We start from the raw sequence: 18,813 nt of genomic DNA, 5'->3' as shown, positions 1-18,813 counted from the left end.
GCCGGGACAGAGCGTGTTAAATCTCGCTTTTCTGGACTATATCGGCTTTGTTTTGCAGCGAAAAAGAGGGAAAGCGTGTCATGCAATAGGGAAATGATATGACCGAAGGCGATAAGTAATTTCTATTCAGGCAGAGCGAAAAAGTGTTATCCCGCGCACATTTTTCTCCTTAGTGTCTTTCGCATTGTCCTCTGGCAATCTGCCGATTGCTCGAAGTAGAGAGAAGAGAAAGTATGAACCCCCGATTAGGCGTATTGCTGAAGATCTTTGCCGCACTCTGCGCCACATTAATGCTGGCCTGTGTAAAAGGGCTGAACGGTGCAATCCCCACTGGCGAAGTGATTTTTTTCCGCAGCTTTGTCGCCCTGTTTCCCCTGTTAATCTGGCTTAAAATACAGGGGAACGTGTTGGACAACCTCAAAACACGCAATCTGTTCGGCCATTTCATTCGGGGATTTTCGGGTACTGGCGGCATGTATTTCAACTATCTGGCGCTGGTGTATATCTCTCTGGCAGATGCCACTGCACTCAGTTACGCCGCCCCTTTGTTCACGGTGATAATGGCGGCAATGCTGTTAAAGGAGCGCGTGCGCGTGTCCCGCTGGGTGGCAGTCGTGGTGGGACTCTCGGGCATTCTGATTATGCTTTCTTCCAGCCTCGCGGCCAGCGGTGGCGTACTGGCAGGTGGCGCCAACACTGCCACGGCTAGCCTTGGCGTCGCTTTTGCGCTGATTGCGGCACTGTGTACGGCTACGTCGAATGTGCAGATTCGTTTCCTTAATGGCATCGAAAAGCCGGGCGCGATCGTGTTCTATTTTTCGGTGATGACCACCTTGATTGGACTTGCCAGCGCGTTTTTCGGTTGGGCAAAGCCCACCAGCTTGCAGTGGCTGCTGCTGGTGGGTTGTGGTTTGTTTGGCGGCCTGGCACAGATTCTGGTGACACTCAGCCTGCGCTATGCTGATGCTTCGCTGCTGGCGCCGTTTGATTACACCACGTTGGTGTGGTCAATGCTGATTGGCTATCTGTTTCTCAATAGCCTGCCTGGAACGACCACCATCTTTGGTGCATCAATTGTGGCGCTCGCTGGGATATTTGCGGTATGGCGGGAAAACCGTCAGCGTAAACTGGCGATGGTGAGTGGTACGCCGTGATTCAGCAACGGACTCAGTGAAAGACAGGTCGCCGTGATGGCGACCTGGGAAATACTGTGCTTACACGCTGCTACCGATAAACATCATCGATAATTTCCACCTGTTTGTTTTGCAGTGCTTCCGCCAGCCAACCACGTTCCAGTGAACCGGTTTTCGCCAGCTCAAAGTTATGCTCATCAACGATTAAGTAAGCTTGTGCTGCTTCCAGAATCCGCGCCGCATCCTGACGAGGGATCACAATCACACCGTCCGCATCGCCCAGCACAATATCACCCGGCGAGACGTGAATTTTGCCGCAGGCAATCGGCACGTTAATTTCACCTGGGCCATCTTTAAACGGTCCGCCCGGAGTATGACCGGCGGCATAAATCGGGAAATCCATACGTGATAAGCCCTCAATGTCGCGCACCGGACCATCCAGTACAATCCCTTCCATGCCACGCTGCCTGGCATAGGTCGCCATCACTTCGCCCATCAGTGATTGGCTGCGGTCGCCCTCATTCGACAGAATAATCACATCGTTTGGACCGGCCATATCCAGCGCCTTATGCAGCATCAGGTTATCCCCAGAGCGCGCTTTTACTGTTACCGCGAGGCCACACATGATCGGTGTTTTAGGTGCTGTTTTCAGGCTGATCTCTGCCGATAGCGCGGGCAGACGACTCATGCAGTCAGCCACTACTGCAGCAGGTAAGCGGCGGAAGGCTTCCAGTAAAGGCTCGGCATCAGATGGACGGCGTAAATAAATACGATTTCCTGCGGTCATTTTATTTCTCCTGTCAGGATTTGCTGGGATTTATGGGGGTAAGAGAAGGATTGGCGCGTTCTTCACGGGTAAATGCACCGGAGAGTGGCGTGCCGTCAACGGTGTCGTAATGACGTATAGCTTGGGGTTTCAACCAACGCTGAACGCGCGAAGGCATATCAAAACCAATCAGCAGCATGACCACGAAGGTGAGGCCAAAGGAGAGCCCACCCAGCGCACCGCCAAGCGATGCGTGTTGGGCAATAAGTGCACCGAGCACCGGCGCTAATGCGCCACCCAATGAGCCGATGTTGTAGATAAAGCTGAGATTAGCGGCACGCTGTTCGGTATCAAAATAGCCACTGATCATTTTTGCCAGCAGACCACCCACTCCCTGGCTAAACAGCTGCTGAAGGAAGATCAGCAGACACAGCAGCCAGACGTTAGAACCATTGAGCATAAATACCGGAATGATTAGCACCTGAGCGACCAGTAGGCTGAGTACATAGGTTTTGCGCGTGCCGATGCGATCGGCCGCAATCCCCGCAACGCAGCACCCAAGGCCCATACCGAAACGGCTAAAGGAAAATACCAATGCCACCACTTCCGGCGAGTAATGTAGGTCGGTTTTCAAATAGGTCGGTAAAAGAGCGTGAATCGGCCAGCCATACAAAAATACGCAGACGATAGTCACGGTGAGCATCAAGCTGGTGGGCCAGCGATCCCCGCCGCTTTGTACCAGAAAACGGATAAATATACCGGCGGTAATCAACGCTAATACAGCGATGACAAGCCCTGAGCTTTGATGATCAAAGCAGAAGTAAAGCGCCGCTGCTGCCAGCAATCCTAGCAATATGTTGAGTATGTTGCTTTTATGGTTAGGACCACGAAAAAGGGTATCCACCATGGTGACCGTGGGCGCAGTGGCTCTGGCTTTTGCGGCGGCCCACTCTTCGGCTTCCGGAATTGCACGGCGCAGCCATAAAGCAAAAAAAACCGGGATGATGCCAATGTAAAAGAGCGCGCGCCAACCCCACAACGGCACGATCCAACTGTAAGCCAGGACCGATAATATAGCGCCTGCTGAGAAGCCCGAATTGAGGAATGCACTGGCTTTATTACGCATATCTTTTGGCCAGGTTTCGATAGCGTAAGCTGAACTGGTGCCATATTCGCCCGCCATGCCGATGCCCACTAAAATACGCGCAATAAACATCCATGAGTAATTCGGTGCAATACCGCAGGCAAAGGTACCACCAGCAAATAATATAATGCTGGTGATCATGGCACTTTTACGCCCATATTTATCGCCCATTGCACCGAGTGCTAAACCTCCGAACCAGCGCAGGATAAAAGCGGCTGAGATTAATGCGGCCGCTTCAGCGGTGCTGACATTAAATTCAGCCATTATTTCTGTAAGTACTAAGGTAATAATAACGAAGTCAAATCCATCCAACATATAGCCCATCCATGCTGCCCAAAAGGCTTTCCATTGCTGGCGATTGAGCCTTTTATACCAAGGTAAAGACGTGTTCTCTTCAGCCATGACAAACTCCGGATGCTATTTTCAGAGTAGGGTAATCCAGACCGTAAATTACAGTCTGTGATTGAAATTTATTATTTTCTCTAGCAAGAATACGGGAAATTAACGTGTTACGAAGTTTGTGTTACGGCTAACTAAGTGAGGATCACGAAATATTATTAAGGTGATTGATAACTCACTGATAAGTAAATTTATTGAGTTTTATTATGGCGGCATATGTTTATAATATGGTGTGGCGTGTTGATTTTTTAAATTAGCGCAGAAATGGAACATAGATTCACAACATTAAGCTATGTTATGAGAAATGGTTGTACGGAATACAGCAGGCGCTTATGAGTTTTGATCATAGGCGCTTGCATGATTGTTGGCTTAATCGCGGGCAGGGCGCTTTGCTAAGCTAATGTCATTCATGAAACAGAGGACATAACCATGTTGAAATTCATCAAAAATGGCTCAGTGCCATCACGTAAAGGCCCATCGGATTATTTCACCGGTATGGTACGGATCGATGCCCCTTTTCAGGCTGACGCTCCTGCACGTGTTGGCGGTGCCACTGTGACCTTCGAGCCAGGTGCACGCACCGCATGGCATACCCATCCTCAAGGACAGACACTGATTGTGGTGCAGGGGCAAGGCTGGATTCAGTGCGAAGGTGAGGCGATTCAGGTCATGAATCAAGGTGATATTGTTTGGATCCCTGAAGGCGTGAAGCATTGGCATGGCGCAACGCCGGACAACGCAATGTCGCACATCGCCATCGCCGAATCTGTGGATGGCAGTCCTGTGACCTGGCTGGAGCAGGTGTGCGATGAGGATTATCGTTTGTAGGTCATTTGAGGATGCCGTAAGGCATCCTGCAGCTTAAAGTTTTAAACGCAGATTGCCGTTTACCTCCGCAATCAAAGAGTCAGGTACTTCTTGAACACGAGCGAGAAGAGGCCACTGCGCCACAGCTTCGACTGTTTCATTAATGACCCGATCCAGATGACGCTTGCTGAACAATGGACTTATTTTTTCTAAAGTGTAGAAATCATTGCGGGTAAAATCCTCGCGCTTACCATTCAATGTCATCCAATGGCTGTTAACCCACTTACTCCCGGGTTTGTAGCTGTAAGCCAGATCGTAAGCCGGTGCCAATTGCCATTTATTGTCCTTCAGCATGAAGGCAAAGTTCTTAGCATGATCGTCATGGTTGCGCGCCACAATATTGAAGACCATTCGCTTCATCAGCTGTTCTGCATCACGCGCGGGAAGCTTAAGCTGCCGCGCGACGCTGAAGAGTTCGGCATAAGAAAATGAACCAGGCTTTTTATAATCGACATGCGCCAGTCCATTCAGGGTCTGTACATGGATCTTCTGATTACCAATGCGGTCAAAGCGCTGAGTAATGAAATGACGGCGATGACCTTCCGACAATAATTGTGAGGGCATCATCTCGATACCACAGGCTGATGCCATTTGATAATAAACATACTCCATGGCGCCAAAACCCAAGGGATCACCAAAGGTTTCTTGGTTGCGATTATGTTCACTCACGCCATCAAATTTCATCAGATAGTGAGTGTAATCATCCGGAACCCTGGCCTGGCCAGAGCGCACTTGGGTAAAATCTTCATTAAATGCGAGCACCGCTTTGGGTCTTGCTCCACCCGCGCTCATACCTACTGATAACAACGAAAGCATGGCTTCACGATCCTCATCTCCGTCTCGATGAAGTGTTGCTGAGAAGGCACCTCGGGCATCAAGAATTTCCTGTGCGATGACGACAAGGGAGGCTATTTCAATCGGGTTTGCGGCATTGAGACTACGAAGTTGTGTCGCCGGAGTGTATTCCAACGCACCCATACCGCGCTTGCCTGTGTATTGGAGTCGTTGCAATGGCGTAATGTCGCCAGGAAGTTTGCCCTGACCCGCAACCCAGGCATTGAGCACTGCATTACCAAAATCATCTGGCAACGAGTCGGCAATCAAACCGGGTAGCCCTTTAAAGGTCGTAAACGCAAGTTCAGGGAAACTGTAGATCCGTGTTGCCAGTGGCATTTTGAGTGGGGAAAGTTCTATTCCTTGTTTGATAAAGTTGGGGGCATATTCAAACGCCCCCGATCCTTTTTCTGAATCAAAACTGACTGCACCCACCTCTTGTTGTGCATAGGTAACGTTAATAACTTCCATTACCATTCTGATTTCTCCTCCCTGAGCGGTTTGTCTTTACGTTGCCCTGAAGCTCTACGCCTTTGTTTACCCTGCAACTTGGCAAGTTGAATCGGGGATATTTCCTGACGCGGCAGAAACAGCTCCAGCTTTTCAGTGAGATCCAACGCTATCATGATGGCGATAAAGACATCGAACTGCGCTTTTCCTTTTTCAGCATTGAGCACAGACTTACGTGCAACGCCTGCGCGCTCTGCAACCTCCGTCTGCGTTAAGTCACGATTAAGACGGGCTTGCTTAAGTCGCTGGCCCATTTCTTCAGCCAGTGCGGATGCAGAAGGAGTAGTCATATCTTTAAAGTCCCAATGTAGACACTTTATCGTCGGTTAAGCGTTTAATGTCCAAATTATAGGACTCTATCGGATAATTGCCATGATAAATTGGTGTTTTATAGAGTCCCTTATATTGCACTTTATGAGGTTTAAAGGTGAGTTAAGTCCTTAAAGTGGGACATAATCAAGTTTAAGGGGGCTTAGGAATTAAGTTTAGAAAACGACAAACGCAGAAAAGCAAAAACCCAGCCATAAGCTGGGTTTTCAGAATGTTGGTGCCCGGACGCGGAATCGAACCACGGACACGGGGATTTTCAATCCCCTGCTCTACCGACTGAGCTATCCGGGCAACGGGGCGCATTAAACCTTAATGGCTTTCAGCCGTCAACGGCTTTCGTCAAAAAAGCGTAGCAATCGTGACTGATTGCTTGCTTTTCAGGCAGGGTGCGCAAAATCTCAACGTGCGCATCGGTGATCGTATTGGCCGTGAAGAGGCTTGCAGTGTCTCCACCTGAACTGGCGATAAGGTTGATTGCAAGATTGTGCGTTATCGCGGACTGAACGGACGACTCTGCCGCAGCCTCTCGTTCAGGTTAATGCCCCGTTCTGCCGGCACAGCGCGATACTCAGCACATCCTCTGCCAGACGACGCGCGGTGGCCACATCCTGCACGTTACGCTTCACCAGCAGCTTGCTCAGGCAACCCTCGAGAATCAGCTCCATTTGATCGGCCACCATCGTCGGATTATCCAGCGCCAAATCGACCAGAATCTCATGCGTGAACTGCCAGGAACTGCGTTTCTGCTGTTCAGCAAGCTGATGCACGGGTTGGTCAGGCTGCGGATAGAAGCTGCAGGCAGCAATAAATAAGCAGCCAGGAAAGCGTCCTTTGTTCACGTGCTCGCTTAACACGTCGTAACGCGCCAGCAATTTTTGTTGGGCAGTGAGATGTTCATTGAGCTGTATCTGGCGACGCCAGCTGTCAATCTGCTGGCCGTGATAACGCAGGGCGTCATACAACAGGGCGTCGCGATCGGGCCAGTACCGCTCAAGATGTTCTGAGTCTAATCCGGTTTCACCTGCTAATTGTTGCAGGGAAGTGGTGGCGGCGAGGCCGCTCTGTTCGAGCACATTCAGCGCATGCTCAAGAATCTGTTCACGTTGCAAGTGACTCTCCTCTGGAGTGCGGGCCCGCTCGCGCACGAACGGGCAGTGTCCTGCAACCAGTGTCGTTTAACGCGGCAGATTGTGCAAATGTGCACGGAAGTCCTTGGCATCAAGAAAACCGGTGACACGTGAATCCGGGATCTCTTTGCCTTGCGCATCAAAGAACAGGATGGTCGGCAGTCCCAACACCTGTAAATGCTGTAGCAAGGCATTGTCTTGTGGGCTGTTGGCGGTGACGTTCGCTTGCAGCAACTGCACCTGAGCCAAATCGGCTTGAACACCCTGATCGCTGAACGTGTACTTTTCAAACTCTTTGCAGGCAACGCACCAGTCGGCATAGAGATCGACCATGGTGATGCGGCCTTGTGCCTGCTGCAATGCGCTATCAAGCTGCTCGCTGCTGGCAATGGTTTTGAACGGCAGATGTGCCACAGACTGCACGCTGGCGCTGCTGCCAAAAGCCCAATCCTGTAACGGACGTGCGGCCACCAGTGCTGCCGCCAGCATCACAATTTGCAGAATGCGCCATTTGCCATTAGCGCGCAGGCTGAGACTGAACGCCCAGGCAAAGAACGCGACGCCGAGCAGGCTCCACATACGCAAGCCCCAGACATCGCCGATGACCCGCTCCAGTAAGAAGACTGGCAGCGCCAGAATCACAAAGCCGAAGCCCTCTTTAACGCTCTGCATCCACGGACCACTTTTTGGCAGCAACTTATTACCAAACATTGTTACCGCAATCAGCGGCAGGCCCATCCCGAAGGCATAAAGCCACAGCGTGCCTGCACCAGCCCACAGGTTACCGCTTTGTGCGATATATAGCAGGATGGCACTAAGTGGCGCCGTGGTGCAGGGCGAACAGATCAATCCCGCCAGTGCGCCCATCATAAATACGCCCGGCAGCGAACCACCCTGCTGGCGGTTACTCCACAATGTCAGGCGGGTTTGCAGACCAGAAGGCAGTTGCAGTGAGAACAGGCCAAACATCGACAGCGCCAGCACGATGAACAGCGCTGACAAGCCAATCAACACGTAAGGATGCTGCAGCGCAGCCTGGAAGCGTAAACCTGCGGCGGCCACCACCATGCCGAGCACGGTGTAGGTCAGCGCCATCCCTTGCACATATACCATCGCCAGCGCGAACAGGCGGCCAGCAGAGTAACGACGTTGGCCACCGAGAATGATGCTGGAGATCAGCGGATACATCGGCAACACGCACGGTGTGAAGGCGACGCCGATGCCAATCAGCAGCGCCCACAGCGGAGAAAACGGCAGTGGCGTGCGCTGTTGTGCAAGCTGCGCGTTAACGGCGGGAGCATCGTGATTCTCGGCAACCGGGTTAAGCGGCACCGAACGGGTTTCGGGCGGATAGCAGAATCCGGCGGCCGCACAGCCCTGATAGGTCACGGTAAGCATGGCACCTGACTCAGCCTGCTGCAGAGTGATCGGCACCTGTAAATCCTGCGGGTAGATCTCGCTCTTGCCGTAGAACTCATCCTCATGCGGCTGTCCTGACGGCAGTGCCAGCGGTGCCATCTGCGCTTTCTGCGGTGTCACATGAATCTGCTGGCGATACAGGTAATAGCCATCCTTCACCTTCCAGCTTAGTGTGAGCTTGTTGCCCTGCTGGCTGAAATCGAAGCCAAATGCCTGATCCACCGGCACAAAGCGGCTGTTATTGTTAGGTGAGAAAATATTGGCGTGCGCTGAAAAACAGCACAGCAGCGCCAGGCAAAGGCCCATCAGGCGGGAAAGTCGTGCAGCCATGACGAATTAATCAGCTCCGGAGACGAATGAGCCGCGATGATAGCACGGCCATGTCGTCACGAGGTTTTCAGGATGTAACGGCGCTACAGAATCAGGCTGCCAAACAGGAAGCCAAACGCCACGGAGAAGGCAATTGCCAACACGCCGGGAATGATAAAGGAGTGATTAAACACAAACTTGCCGATTCGGGTCGAACCGGTGTCATCCATTTCCACAGCAGCCAACAACGTGGGGTAGGTGGGCAAGACAAAGAGTGCCGAAACGGCGGCGAAGGAGGCGACGGCGGCCAGTGGTGAAACGCCCAACATCAATGCGGCGGGCATCAGCGCTTTGGTGGTGGCGGCTTGGGAATAGAGCAGGGTAGCAGCAAAGAACAGCACCAGCGCCAGCATCCACGGATAGCTCTGCAGCATATCGCCTGCGGCGGTCTGGATTTCGTTCAGATGGGCTTTAACAAAGGTGTCACCCAGCCATGCCACACCCATTACGCAGATGCAGGCGCTCATGCCCGATTTAAAGGTGCTGGCACTCAGGATTTCGCCAGTATCCACTTTGCAAGTCAGACAGATCAACGTAGCGACGGTCAGCATGAACACCACAATCGCTTCGTTGCGCGGCAGTACCGGATTGCTGATGAGTCCGACGCTGTCGCTGATGGCCGTAGCATAAAGCACCACCGCCGCGATGCCGATCAGGAACAGCAGCACGGCACGTTTGGCTCCGGGTTTAATCTCATAAACGCGTTCGCCTCGCAGGGTGACTTCGCCTTTGGCGAGACGCGCTTGGTAAACCTCATCATCCTTTAACTCTTTACCGAGAAAGCTGGTGATCACGGCCGCACAGAATATCGCGGCCATCGTGGCTGGGATCGACACGCCCAGCAGCGCCAGATAGCTGACGCCGCGCGGTTCAAGAATCGAGGCGAAGAACACCACCGCCGCAGAAAGCGGTGAGGCGGTGATGGCGATTTGCGAGGCGACCACCGCAATCGACAGTGGGCGTGAGGGGCGTACGCCTTGCTCTTTGGCCACTTCAGCGATGACGGGTAGCGTGGAGAACGCAGTGTGTCCGGTACCTGCCAGCAGCGTCATCACATAGGTGACGAGTGGCGCGAGGAAGGTGACATAACGTGGATGACGGCGCAGCAGCTTTTCGGCCAAACCCACCATGTAATCAAGTCCGCCGGCGATTTGCATCGCGGCTATCGCGGCGATCACCGCCATAATAATTTCGATCACATCAAAGGGAATAGAGCCGGGCTTCATGCCACAGAACAACGTCAACACCAGCACGCCTAATCCGCCCGCAAATCCAATACCGATGCCGCCTAAACGCGCACCCAACCAGATTGCCAGCAGGACAATCAGTAACTCCACACCTACCATTCGTTCCACTCCTGAGCCGTGGGGGAAATCCAGACTCTTAAAGTTGTAGCCGCCAAAATGAAAAAAGCACGCCGTATTGTATACAAGCGTGCTTTTGGCGATTTGATCCGGAACGGATTACTGTTCGTTTTCGTCGGTGTAGCGTTTGGCTTTGTAGGTCGGATGCATCAGGTTCTGGATGGAGAAGATGTCATCCAGTTCTGCTTCGGTCAGCAGACCACGCTCCAGCACCACTTCACGTACGCTCTTGCCGGTTTCCGCACAAATCTTGCCGACGATATCGCCATTGTGGTGGCCGATATACGGGTTGAGATAAGTAACGATACCGATAGAGTTAAACACGTAAGCTTCACACACCGCTTTGTTAGCCGTGATGCCGTTGACGCATTTTTCCAGCAGATTGTAGCAAGCGTTGGTCAGGATACTGATTGACTCGAACAGCGCCTGACCAATTACCGGCTCCATCACGTTCAGCTGTAGCTGACCTGCTTCGGACGCCATAGTCACGGTAATGTCGTTGCCGATAACCTTGAAGCACACCTGGTTCACCACTTCTGGCACCACCGGGTTCACTTTGGCTGGCATGATTGACGAACCGGCCTGCAGTTCTGGCAGGTTGATTTCGTTCAGACCGGCACGTGGACCGGAGGAGAGCAGGCGCAGGTCGTTACAGATCTTCGACAGTTTCACCGCCAGACGTTTCAGCGCTGAGTGCACCATCACGTAAGCACCGCAGTCGGAGGTTGCTTCGATCAGGTCTTCTGCTGGCACCACTGGCAAATTACTGACTTCTGCCAGACGCTGAACCGCCAGTTGCTGGTAGCCATCCGGCGTGTTGAGACGGGTACCGATTGCCGTTGCGCCCAGGTTCACTTCCAGCAGCAGTTCAGCCGTACGCAGAATGCTGCGGGTTTCTTCATTCAGCAGCACGTTAAACGCGTGGAACTCTTGGCCCAGCGTCATCGGCACCGCATCCTGCAGCTGGGTACGACCCATCTTGAGGATATTTTCGAACTCGACCGCTTTCCGCTGGAAGCCTTCGCTCAGTTGGCTAATGCCATCCAGCAATTTCAGGATGGAGGCGTAAACCGCGATACGGAAACCGGTAGGGTAAGCGTCGTTGGTGGACTGACACTTGTTCACGTGATCGTTCGGGTTCAGGTACTGGTATTCACCTTTCTGGTGGCCCATCAGCTCCAGGCCGATGTTCGCCAGCACTTCATTGGTGTTCATGTTAACCGAGGTACCGGCGCCGCCTTGGTAGACGTCAACCGGGAACTGATCCATGCATTTACCGTTATTCAGCACTTCATCACAGGCCTGAATAATGGTGTTTGCGATGTTGCGAGGGATTGTTTGCAGCTCTTTGTTAGCGAGCGCGGCTGCTTTTTTCACCATCACCATACCGCGGACAAACTCCGGTATGTCACTGATTTTGTTGTTACTAATGTAGAAGTTCTCAATCGCACGCAGAGTATGAACACCGTAGTAAGCGTCTGCCGGGACTTCGCGCATGCCTAACAGGTCTTCTTCGATACGAATGTTGTTCGCCATGATTACCTTCTTATTATTTCTGCGGTGTCACTGCCGGGCGACCGGGATGGTCGGGCGACAATCACTGTGCAGGTGAAGCAATTATATTGTCGTGGAATACCAGCGCCGACATATTATCCATCTTCGGGCTGGCGGGCACGATCATATTCTGTTGTTACAGAATTGTTTGTGCACAGATCACTTTACGGGCATTTACTGGCCCAGCGGTAATAACGATATGTGATGTAGTTCGCAATTTTAAGTCAGTGGGAAAAATTTGGCAGGATCGGTTGAAATCGACGGCTCAGATGCCCATCTCTATCAATACGGTCTGACAGACCATCCCATTCTGCTGTCTGGCAAATAGCGAGACAGCCCTACTCACAGGAGATATCGGTGCGCTGGATACCGTTCGTCATTTTTTTTGTTCTGGCCTGGATTGAGATCTCAATTTTCATTCAGGTTGCACATGCCCTCGGCGTGCTGCTCACCATGCTGCTGGTGATCTTCACCTCGTGCATCGGTGTGTCGCTGGTGAAGAATCAGGGGATGAAGAACTTTCGTCTGATGCAGGAGAAGCTGGCGCGTAACGAAAGCCCAGCAGCGGAGATGACCAAAAGCGTTTCGCTGATCATCTCTGGTTTCCTGTTGCTGTTGCCGGGGTTCTTTACTGACTTCTTAGGCTTGCTGCTGTTGTTACCACCGGTGCAGAAGCACCTGACATTGAAGTTGATGCCACATTTGCGCGTGTGGCGCGGCCACGGTGCTGGGCCAGACAGTGGCTTTACCATGGATGGCGAATACGAGCGAAAGGATCAGGATCGTATTGGCCACGATAAAGATCACTGAGTTTGAGCAAGGCGGCGTAAGTCGCCTTTTTGCTGTCTTTTTCGGCAAAGGTTACCAAAACGAAAATTTTTTATTTTTTGCCCCTTGAAAGCCCTTTTTAGTGACCCTATCTCTCTCTCCACGAGGCCGGAAGCCATGCAGTCCGGTTCAACCCAAAAAACTGAATGATTGGACTTCTCAAAGGAGAGCTACCAAATGAAAATTCGTCCGTTGCACGATCGCGTTATCGTCAAGCGTAAAGAAGTTGAAGCTAAATCTGCTGGCGGTATCGTTCTGACCGGCTCTGCAGCTGGCAAATCAACCCGCGGTGAAGTTCTGGCTGTAGGCAATGGCCGCATCCTGGAAAACGGCGATGTTAAGCCGCTGGACGTGAAAGTTGGCGATCTGGTTATCTTCAGCGAAGGCTACGGTGCCAAAACTGAGAAGATCGACAACGAAGAAGTTCTGATCATCTCTGAAAGCGACATCCTGGCGATTGTCGAAGCGTAATTACGCGTAATTCACTGAACGAAACGAATTTAAGGGATATTTGAAATGGCAGCTAAAGACGTAAAATTCGGTAATGACGCGCGCGTAAAAATGCTGCGTGGCGTGAACGTACTGGCAGATGCAGTAAAAGTTACCTTGGGCCCGAAAGGCCGTAACGTGGTTCTGGATAAATCTTTTGGTGCACCGACCATCACCAAAGATGGTGTTTCTGTTGCGCGTGAAATCGAGCTGGAAGACAAGTTCGAAAACATGGGTGCACAGATGGTGAAAGAAGTGGCCTCTAAAGCGAACGACGCTGCGGGCGACGGTACCACCACTGCAACCGTGCTGGCTCAGGCTATCGTGAACGAAGGCCTGAAAGCTGTTGCTGCAGGCATGAACCCAATGGACCTGAAGCGCGGTATCGATAAAGCTGTTGCTGCAGCCGTTGAAGAGCTGAAAGCGCTGTCTGTTCCTTGCCAGGATACCAAAGCGATTGCTCAGGTTGGTACCATCTCTGCTAACTCTGATGAGTCAGTCGGTACCCTGATTGCTAAAGCGATGGATAAAGTGGGCAAAGAAGGCGTTATCACCGTTGAAGAAGGCACCGGCCTGCAAGACGAGCTGGACGTGGTTGAAGGTATGCAGTTCGACCGTGGCTACCTGTCTCCTTACTTCATCAACAAGCCAGAAACCGGCGCAATCGAACTGGATGCACCGTTTATCCTGTTGGCTGACAAGAAGATCTCTAACATCCGTGAACTGCTGCCAGTACTGGAAGCGGTTGCGAAAGCCGGTAAACCACTGCTGATCATCGCTGAAGATGTTGAAGGCGAAGCACTGGCAACACTGGTGGTTAACACCATGCGCGGGATCGTGAAAGTTGCTGCTGTTAAAGCACCTGGCTTCGGCGACCGTCGTAAAGCAATGCTGCAGGATATCGCAATCCTGACCGGCGGTACCGTTATCTCTGAAGAGATCGGTATGGAGCTGGAAAAAGCGACTCTGGAAGATCTGGGTCAGGCTAAGCGTGTTGTGATCAACAAAGATACTTCTACCATCATCGATGGTGTGGGCGATCAAGGTGCAATCTCTGGCCGTGTGACTCAGATCCGTCAGCAGATCGAAGAAGCAACTTCTGATTACGACAAAGAAAAACTTCAGGAGCGCGTAGCGAAACTGGCAGGCGGCGTAGCCGTTCTGAAAGTGGGCGCAGCCACTGAAGTTGAAATGAAAGAGAAGAAAGCACGCGTTGAAGATGCCCTGCACGCTACCCGTGCTGCGGTAGAAGAAGGCGTGGTTGCTGGTGGTGGTGTTGCACTGGTTCGCGTTGCAGCTAAAATCGCTGCTTCTGGCCTGAAAGGTCAGAACGAAGATCAGAACGTGGGTATCAAAGTTGCACTGCGCGCAATGGAAGCACCTCTGCGTCAGATCGTTTCTAACGCCGGTGAAGAGCCATCTGTTGTTGCTAACAACGTGAAAGCGGGCGACGGCAACTACGGCTACAACGCACAGACCGAAGAATACGGCAACATGATCGACTTCGGTATCCTGGACCCAACCAAAGTAACTCGTTCTGCGCTGCAGTACGCGTCTTCTGTTGCGGGTCTGATGATCACCACCGAAGCGATGGTGACCGACCTGCCAAAAGGCGATGCACCTGATTTAGGTGGCGCTGGTGGCATGGGTGGCATGGGCGGAATGGGCGGCATGATGTAATTTGCCCCCGACTGCTTAAGTCATATGAAAAACCCTCGATCGGAAACGGTCGGGGGTTTTTCTTTTGGTGGCGAACAAGGTATAAGTATGAGCGCAATACTTCGGCTCTGCGGGTTTATGCCCGTCATATTTCAAATTGCAGATGCGAAAGCTGCGTGCATTCTCCCCGGTCACTTACTGGAGTAAGCTCTTGGAGATTCATGCCCTTGCCGCCTTTCTGCACCTTGAACTATTTAGGGTATAAGGCAATGAACGTTCAGAAAAAATGTGCGCTTTTCTGCTACGCTGGCGCCCGACACTGATGATAATAAATGGGGATTACAATGCGGATTAACCTCTTGCTCGGACTGGCGGTAGGGACTTTACTGCTGGCGGGCTGCAGCAGCTCCAATCAACTGAGTTCTGGCGGCGAACGTGTGACCTTCGTTGACCAACAGCCTGGTAGCCAATGCCAGCTTCTGGGCAATGTCACTGGCTCACAGAGCAACTGGTTGAGTGGTTCAGGCGGCGAAGGCAGTTCACTGCGTGGCGCAGCAAATGACCTGCGTAACCGTGCAGCGGAAATGGGTGGCAACGTGATTTACGGTGCAACCAGCCCAACGCAGAACCTACTGTCTGCTTTTGCTCCGCTTGATAGCAAAATGTCAGGTCAGGTGTACAAGTGCCCGTAATGGCGCTGACTGCCTATAAAAAAAGCCGCTGATGCGGCTTTTTTTGTGGGCGCAATATCTCCCGCGGCGGTTATTCCTGGCGCAGCTGTAAATCCAGCGGCGTTTTGCTCGGCTCACCACCAATCTCGCGCGCCAGCTTCGGCACCATATAACCCGAGACCATGGTTAACAACTGGCGTACCAGTGCTCGCGCCTCATTATCTGAAACGAAGAAGTGCGCAGCGCCTTGTACTTTATCCAGCACGTGCAGGTAATAAGGCAGTATGCCCGCATCAAACAACGCATTACTGAGGTTTGCCAACGCTTGTGCATCATCATTGATGCCGCGTAGCAGCACGCTCTGGTTGAGCAACGTCACACCTGCACGCTTCAGCATCTGCATGCCGTAACGCAGCTCATCGTCAATCTCTTGTGCATGGTTGATATGGCTCACCATCAGCACTTGTAGCCGCGTTTCCGCCAGAATCTGACATAAACCTTCGGTAATACGTGCTGGGATCACCACGGGCAAACGGCTATGGATGCGCAGGCGCTTCAGGTGCGGGATTTTCTCCAGCGCGCCGACCAGCCACGCCAGCTCATGGTCTTTGGCCATCAATGGGTCGCCACCGGAGAAGATGATCTCATCCAGCTCTGGATGTTCAGCGATGTAATCAATCGCGGCCTGCCAGTTACGTTTATTGCCTTGGTTATCCTGATAAGGGAAATGGCGGCGGAAACAGTAGCGGCAGTTAACGGCACAGCCACCTTTCACCAGCAGCAACGCACGGTTTCGATACTTATGCAGTAAACCCGGCACCACGCTACTTTGCTCATCCAGTGGGTCGGTGCTGTAACCTGGCGCATCAATAAATTCCTGACGGCTGGTTAACACCTGCAGCAAAAGTGGGTCCTGCGCATCCCCCGGCGTCATGCGCTGAATGAAGGCGCGGGGCACGCGCAGGGCAAAAAGCTTGCGCGCATCGTTGCCTGCAGCCAGATCCGCATGCTGTTCGAGAGATAAAAGTTGCAGTAATTCAGTAGGATCGGTGACAACATCAGCAAGTTGCTGCAACCAATCTTCTCTGATGGGGGGATTTAGGGTTACAATGTTTGCCATTTTTTTGGCTATTACCAGTTCAATATTTACAGAGGGCCTTTATGGCGACTTATCTTAGCAACGATTTCCGTCCCGGTCTTAAAATCATGTTCGAAGGCGAGCCGTATGCCATCGAAGCCAGTGAATTTGTTAAACCGGGTAAAGGCCAGGCATTTGCACGCGTTAAAATGCGTCGTCTGCTGACCGGTTCTCGCGTTGAGAAGACCTTCAAATCTACCGACTCTGCCGAAGGCGCAGACGTTCGTGATATGACGCTGCAGTACTCTTACAACGACGGCGACTTCTACTACTTCATGCACCCAGAGTCTTTCGAGCAGTATCAGATCGAATCTAAAGTGCTGGACGATGTGACCAAGTGGCTGCAAGACAACGCTGATTGTATCGTTACCCTGTGGAACGATAAAGCCATCGCGGTTCAGCCACCGAACTTCATCGAAGCAGAAGTCATCGAAACTGACCCAGGTCTGAAAGGTGACACTGCCGGTACCGGTGGCAAGCCAGCGACTCTGTCTACTGGCGCAGTGATCAAAGTTCCACTGTTCGTGCAGATTGGCGAAGTGGTTAAAGTTGACACCCGCTCTGGCGAATACGTTTCTCGCGTAAAATAATCGTCAAATCAGGCGCATCACTCGATGCGCCTTTTTTCTCTTTGAGTTCAGAATAATGAAAAAGATGGCGAAATTGGCTGTTTTTGCGTTGCTGGTCTCTTCTGCTTTGAGTGCCTGCAACACTTTCCACGGTTTTGGTGAAGACGTCTCCCATTTGGGCGGTGCCATTTCACGCGCAGCGGATAAATAAATTACGACGACGCCCCGTTTCTCAGCGGCTTAGCCAGCAAGGTTGTGTTTAAGGTCTATGCTTTAAGAGCTGTACTTTTACTGCAACCAACAAGGATATGGCTATGTTAAAGAAAAGTATTGTCGCGATTCTTTCTGTACTGGTGCTTTCTTCTGTTTTGACCGCCTGCAACACCACTCGTGGTGTTGGCGAGGACGTTCAGGCGGGCGGCAAAGCGATTCAGCGCAGCGCACAGTAATCAAAAACCGGTGCGAAACCTGGTTTCGTACCGGATTTATTGTTGTGATCCCCGCACCTCGACCTGAAAAATCACCAACACCGCCCTCGATCCCGTAACGCCGTTGTTTGCCGTAGCCAATACGGGTAGACTTCTTCCCCTTATCTGTATAAGGAGTCACCAACATGAGCGAAACGGCAAGCTGGCAGCCGAGCGCACCCATTGCCAATTTGTTGAAACGCGCCGCTATCTTAGCGGAAATTCGGCGTTTCTTTGCCGATCGCGGCGTACTGGAGGTTGATACCCCGGCGATGAGCCAGGCGACCATCACGGATATCCATCTGGTGCCATTCCAGACGCGTTTCGTCGGCCCTGGGGCCGCAGAAGGACGCGATCTCTGGCTCATGACCAGCCCGGAATACCATATGAAGCGCCTGCTGGCGGCGGGCAGTGGCCCGATCTACCAGATGGGTCGTTGCTTCCGCAATGAAGAAGCAGGGCGTCACCATAACCCTGAATTCACCATGCTGGAGTGGTATCGCCCACATTACGACATGTATCGCTTGATGAATGAGGTCGATGACCTGATGCAGCAAGTGCTGGAGTGCGACAGTGCAGAGTCATTGTCGTATCAGCAGGCGTTTATTCGTCACCTGGAGTTGGACCCTCTGTCAGCGGATAAAGCGCAACTGTGTGAAGCCGCCGCCAAACTGGGTGAAAGCGAACTGGCTAATCGTGAAGAAGACCGCGATACGCTACTGCAGTTGCTGTTCATGTTGGGCGTTGAGCCCAAAATTGGCATTGATAAGCCGTGCTTCGTTTATCACTTCCCAGCGAGCCAGGCAGCGCTGGCGGAGATCAGCACCGAGGACCATCGTGTTGCTGAGCGCTTTGAGGTGTATTACAAAGGCGTCGAGCTGGCGAATGGGTTCCGTGAGTTAACCGATAGCCGTGAACAGCGTCAGCGTTTTGAGCAGGATAATCGCCGCCGTGCAGCTCGTGGTTTGCCACAGCACCCGATTGATACCTATTTGCTGGATGCGCTGTCACACGGCATGCCTGCCTGTTCTGGCGTAGCGCTGGGTGTTGATCGTTTGATTATGCTGGCGTTGAAAGCGGATGCATTGAGTGAAGTGATTGCCTTCCCGGTGGACCGTAGCTGATTGCTCTGGCCGAAACAGTCGATAGCGGCGCGATTTAGTGTGTGATGAATCG

19 protein-coding genes and 1 tRNA gene are annotated in these 18,813 nt (G+C 52.3%); 10 read left to right on the top strand and 10 right to left on the bottom strand.

Features of this window, described 5'->3' with window-relative positions; genetic code table 11:
* Positions 1 to 233: 233 nt before the first annotated feature.
* Positions 234 to 1,154, top strand: a complete 921-nt coding sequence (locus F3J38_RS14900) for a DMT family transporter (RefSeq protein WP_167139598.1) — start codon at positions 234 to 236, stop codon at positions 1,152 to 1,154.
* Positions 1,155 to 1,224: 70 nt separating this feature from the next.
* Here the strand turns inward: F3J38_RS14900 and F3J38_RS14895 are convergent, their stop codons facing one another.
* Complete coding sequence (locus F3J38_RS14895) at positions 1,225 to 1,920, bottom strand: RraA family protein (RefSeq protein ID WP_097119012.1); 696 nt, start codon at positions 1,918 to 1,920, stop codon at positions 1,225 to 1,227.
* Positions 1,921 to 1,933: 13 nt separating this feature from the next.
* Positions 1,934 to 3,445: a sialate:H+ symport family MFS transporter gene (locus F3J38_RS14890; RefSeq protein ID WP_167139596.1), complete on the bottom strand. Its 1,512-nt coding sequence runs from the start codon at positions 3,443 to 3,445 to the stop codon at positions 1,934 to 1,936.
* A gap of 426 nt (positions 3,446 to 3,871) precedes the next feature.
* On the opposite strand from F3J38_RS14890, the gene F3J38_RS14885 reads away from it, so the two are divergent.
* Positions 3,872 to 4,270: a (R)-mandelonitrile lyase gene (locus F3J38_RS14885; RefSeq protein ID WP_167139594.1), complete on the top strand. Its 399-nt coding sequence runs from the start codon at positions 3,872 to 3,874 to the stop codon at positions 4,268 to 4,270.
* 33 nt (positions 4,271 to 4,303) lie between these two features.
* Here F3J38_RS14885 and F3J38_RS14880 read toward each other — a convergent pair whose 3' ends face one another.
* The 7 genes from F3J38_RS14880 to aspA form a co-directional block, all read right to left on the bottom strand.
* Positions 4,304 to 5,620, bottom strand: coding sequence for a type II toxin-antitoxin system HipA family toxin (locus F3J38_RS14880; RefSeq protein ID WP_167139592.1), 1,317 nt, complete (start codon positions 5,618 to 5,620; stop codon positions 4,304 to 4,306).
* Positions 5,614 to 5,943, bottom strand: coding sequence for a helix-turn-helix transcriptional regulator (locus F3J38_RS14875; protein ID WP_167139590.1), 330 nt, complete (start codon positions 5,941 to 5,943; stop codon positions 5,614 to 5,616). The genes F3J38_RS14880 and F3J38_RS14875 overlap by 7 nt, the downstream gene beginning before the upstream one ends.
* 255 nt (positions 5,944 to 6,198) lie before the next feature.
* Positions 6,199 to 6,274, bottom strand: a tRNA-Phe gene (locus tag F3J38_RS14870).
* A 239-nt stretch (positions 6,275 to 6,513) separates the two neighbouring features.
* Positions 6,514 to 7,092 carry a division control transcriptional repressor DicD gene (gene dicD, locus F3J38_RS14865; protein ID WP_167139588.1) on the bottom strand — a complete coding sequence of 193 codons (579 nt, stop codon included), beginning with the start codon at positions 7,090 to 7,092 and terminating at the stop codon, positions 6,514 to 6,516.
* Between the two features lie 66 nt (positions 7,093 to 7,158).
* Positions 7,159 to 8,859 carry a protein-disulfide reductase DsbD gene (locus F3J38_RS14860; protein ID WP_167139586.1) on the bottom strand — a complete coding sequence of 567 codons (1,701 nt, stop codon included), beginning with the start codon at positions 8,857 to 8,859 and terminating at the stop codon, positions 7,159 to 7,161.
* A gap of 83 nt (positions 8,860 to 8,942) precedes the next feature.
* Positions 8,943 to 10,244 carry an anaerobic C4-dicarboxylate transporter gene (locus F3J38_RS14855; RefSeq protein WP_167139584.1) on the bottom strand — a complete coding sequence of 434 codons (1,302 nt, stop codon included), beginning with the start codon at positions 10,242 to 10,244 and terminating at the stop codon, positions 8,943 to 8,945.
* 117 nt (positions 10,245 to 10,361) lie between these two features.
* Positions 10,362 to 11,798 carry an aspartate ammonia-lyase gene (aspA, locus tag F3J38_RS14850; protein ID WP_167139582.1) on the bottom strand — a complete coding sequence of 479 codons (1,437 nt, stop codon included), beginning with the start codon at positions 11,796 to 11,798 and terminating at the stop codon, positions 10,362 to 10,364.
* Between the two features lie 375 nt (positions 11,799 to 12,173).
* On the opposite strand from aspA, the gene F3J38_RS14845 reads away from it, so the two are divergent.
* The 4 genes from F3J38_RS14845 to F3J38_RS14830 all read left to right on the top strand — a co-directional run bounded on the left by F3J38_RS14845 (position 12,174) and on the right by F3J38_RS14830 (position 15,484).
* Entirely contained in the window at positions 12,174 to 12,626 is a 453-nt protein-coding gene (locus F3J38_RS14845) for an FxsA family protein (RefSeq protein WP_167139580.1), read from the top strand.
* Positions 12,627 to 12,821: 195 nt separating this feature from the next.
* Complete coding sequence (locus F3J38_RS14840; RefSeq protein WP_021507766.1) at positions 12,822 to 13,115, top strand: co-chaperone GroES; 294 nt, start codon at positions 12,822 to 12,824, stop codon at positions 13,113 to 13,115.
* A gap of 45 nt (positions 13,116 to 13,160) precedes the next feature.
* Entirely contained in the window at positions 13,161 to 14,813 is a 1,653-nt protein-coding gene (gene groL, locus F3J38_RS14835) for a chaperonin GroEL (protein WP_167139575.1), read from the top strand.
* 323 nt (positions 14,814 to 15,136) lie between these two features.
* Complete coding sequence (locus tag F3J38_RS14830) at positions 15,137 to 15,484, top strand: DUF4156 domain-containing protein (protein WP_039327428.1); 348 nt, start codon at positions 15,137 to 15,139, stop codon at positions 15,482 to 15,484.
* 70 nt (positions 15,485 to 15,554) lie between these two features.
* Here the strand turns inward: F3J38_RS14830 and epmB are convergent, their stop codons facing one another.
* Positions 15,555 to 16,583, bottom strand: coding sequence for an EF-P beta-lysylation protein EpmB (gene epmB, locus F3J38_RS14825; protein WP_167139573.1), 1,029 nt, complete (start codon positions 16,581 to 16,583; stop codon positions 15,555 to 15,557).
* Between the two features lie 41 nt (positions 16,584 to 16,624).
* On the opposite strand from epmB, the gene efp reads away from it, so the two are divergent.
* The 4 genes from efp (at position 16,625) to epmA (ending at position 18,761) form a co-directional block, all read left to right on the top strand.
* Positions 16,625 to 17,191, top strand: coding sequence for an elongation factor P (gene efp / locus F3J38_RS14820; RefSeq protein WP_034826669.1), 567 nt, complete (start codon positions 16,625 to 16,627; stop codon positions 17,189 to 17,191).
* A gap of 55 nt (positions 17,192 to 17,246) precedes the next feature.
* A complete protein-coding gene (locus F3J38_RS14815; protein WP_034826667.1) occupies positions 17,247 to 17,381 on the top strand; it encodes an entericidin A/B family lipoprotein in 135 nt (44 codons plus the stop codon).
* A gap of 103 nt (positions 17,382 to 17,484) precedes the next feature.
* Positions 17,485 to 17,619, top strand: a complete 135-nt coding sequence (locus tag F3J38_RS14810) for an entericidin A/B family lipoprotein (RefSeq protein WP_038649531.1) — start codon at positions 17,485 to 17,487, stop codon at positions 17,617 to 17,619.
* A gap of 164 nt (positions 17,620 to 17,783) precedes the next feature.
* Positions 17,784 to 18,761: an elongation factor P--(R)-beta-lysine ligase gene (gene epmA / locus F3J38_RS14805; RefSeq protein ID WP_167139571.1), complete on the top strand. Its 978-nt coding sequence runs from the start codon at positions 17,784 to 17,786 to the stop codon at positions 18,759 to 18,761.
* Positions 18,762 to 18,813 lie beyond the last annotated feature (52 nt).

This window comes from Candidatus Pantoea formicae, assembly GCF_011752625.1.
Taxonomy (GTDB): Bacteria; Pseudomonadota; Gammaproteobacteria; order Enterobacterales; family Enterobacteriaceae; genus Pantoea; species Pantoea formicae.
This window is presented reverse-complemented; position numbering and strand designations above follow the sequence as displayed.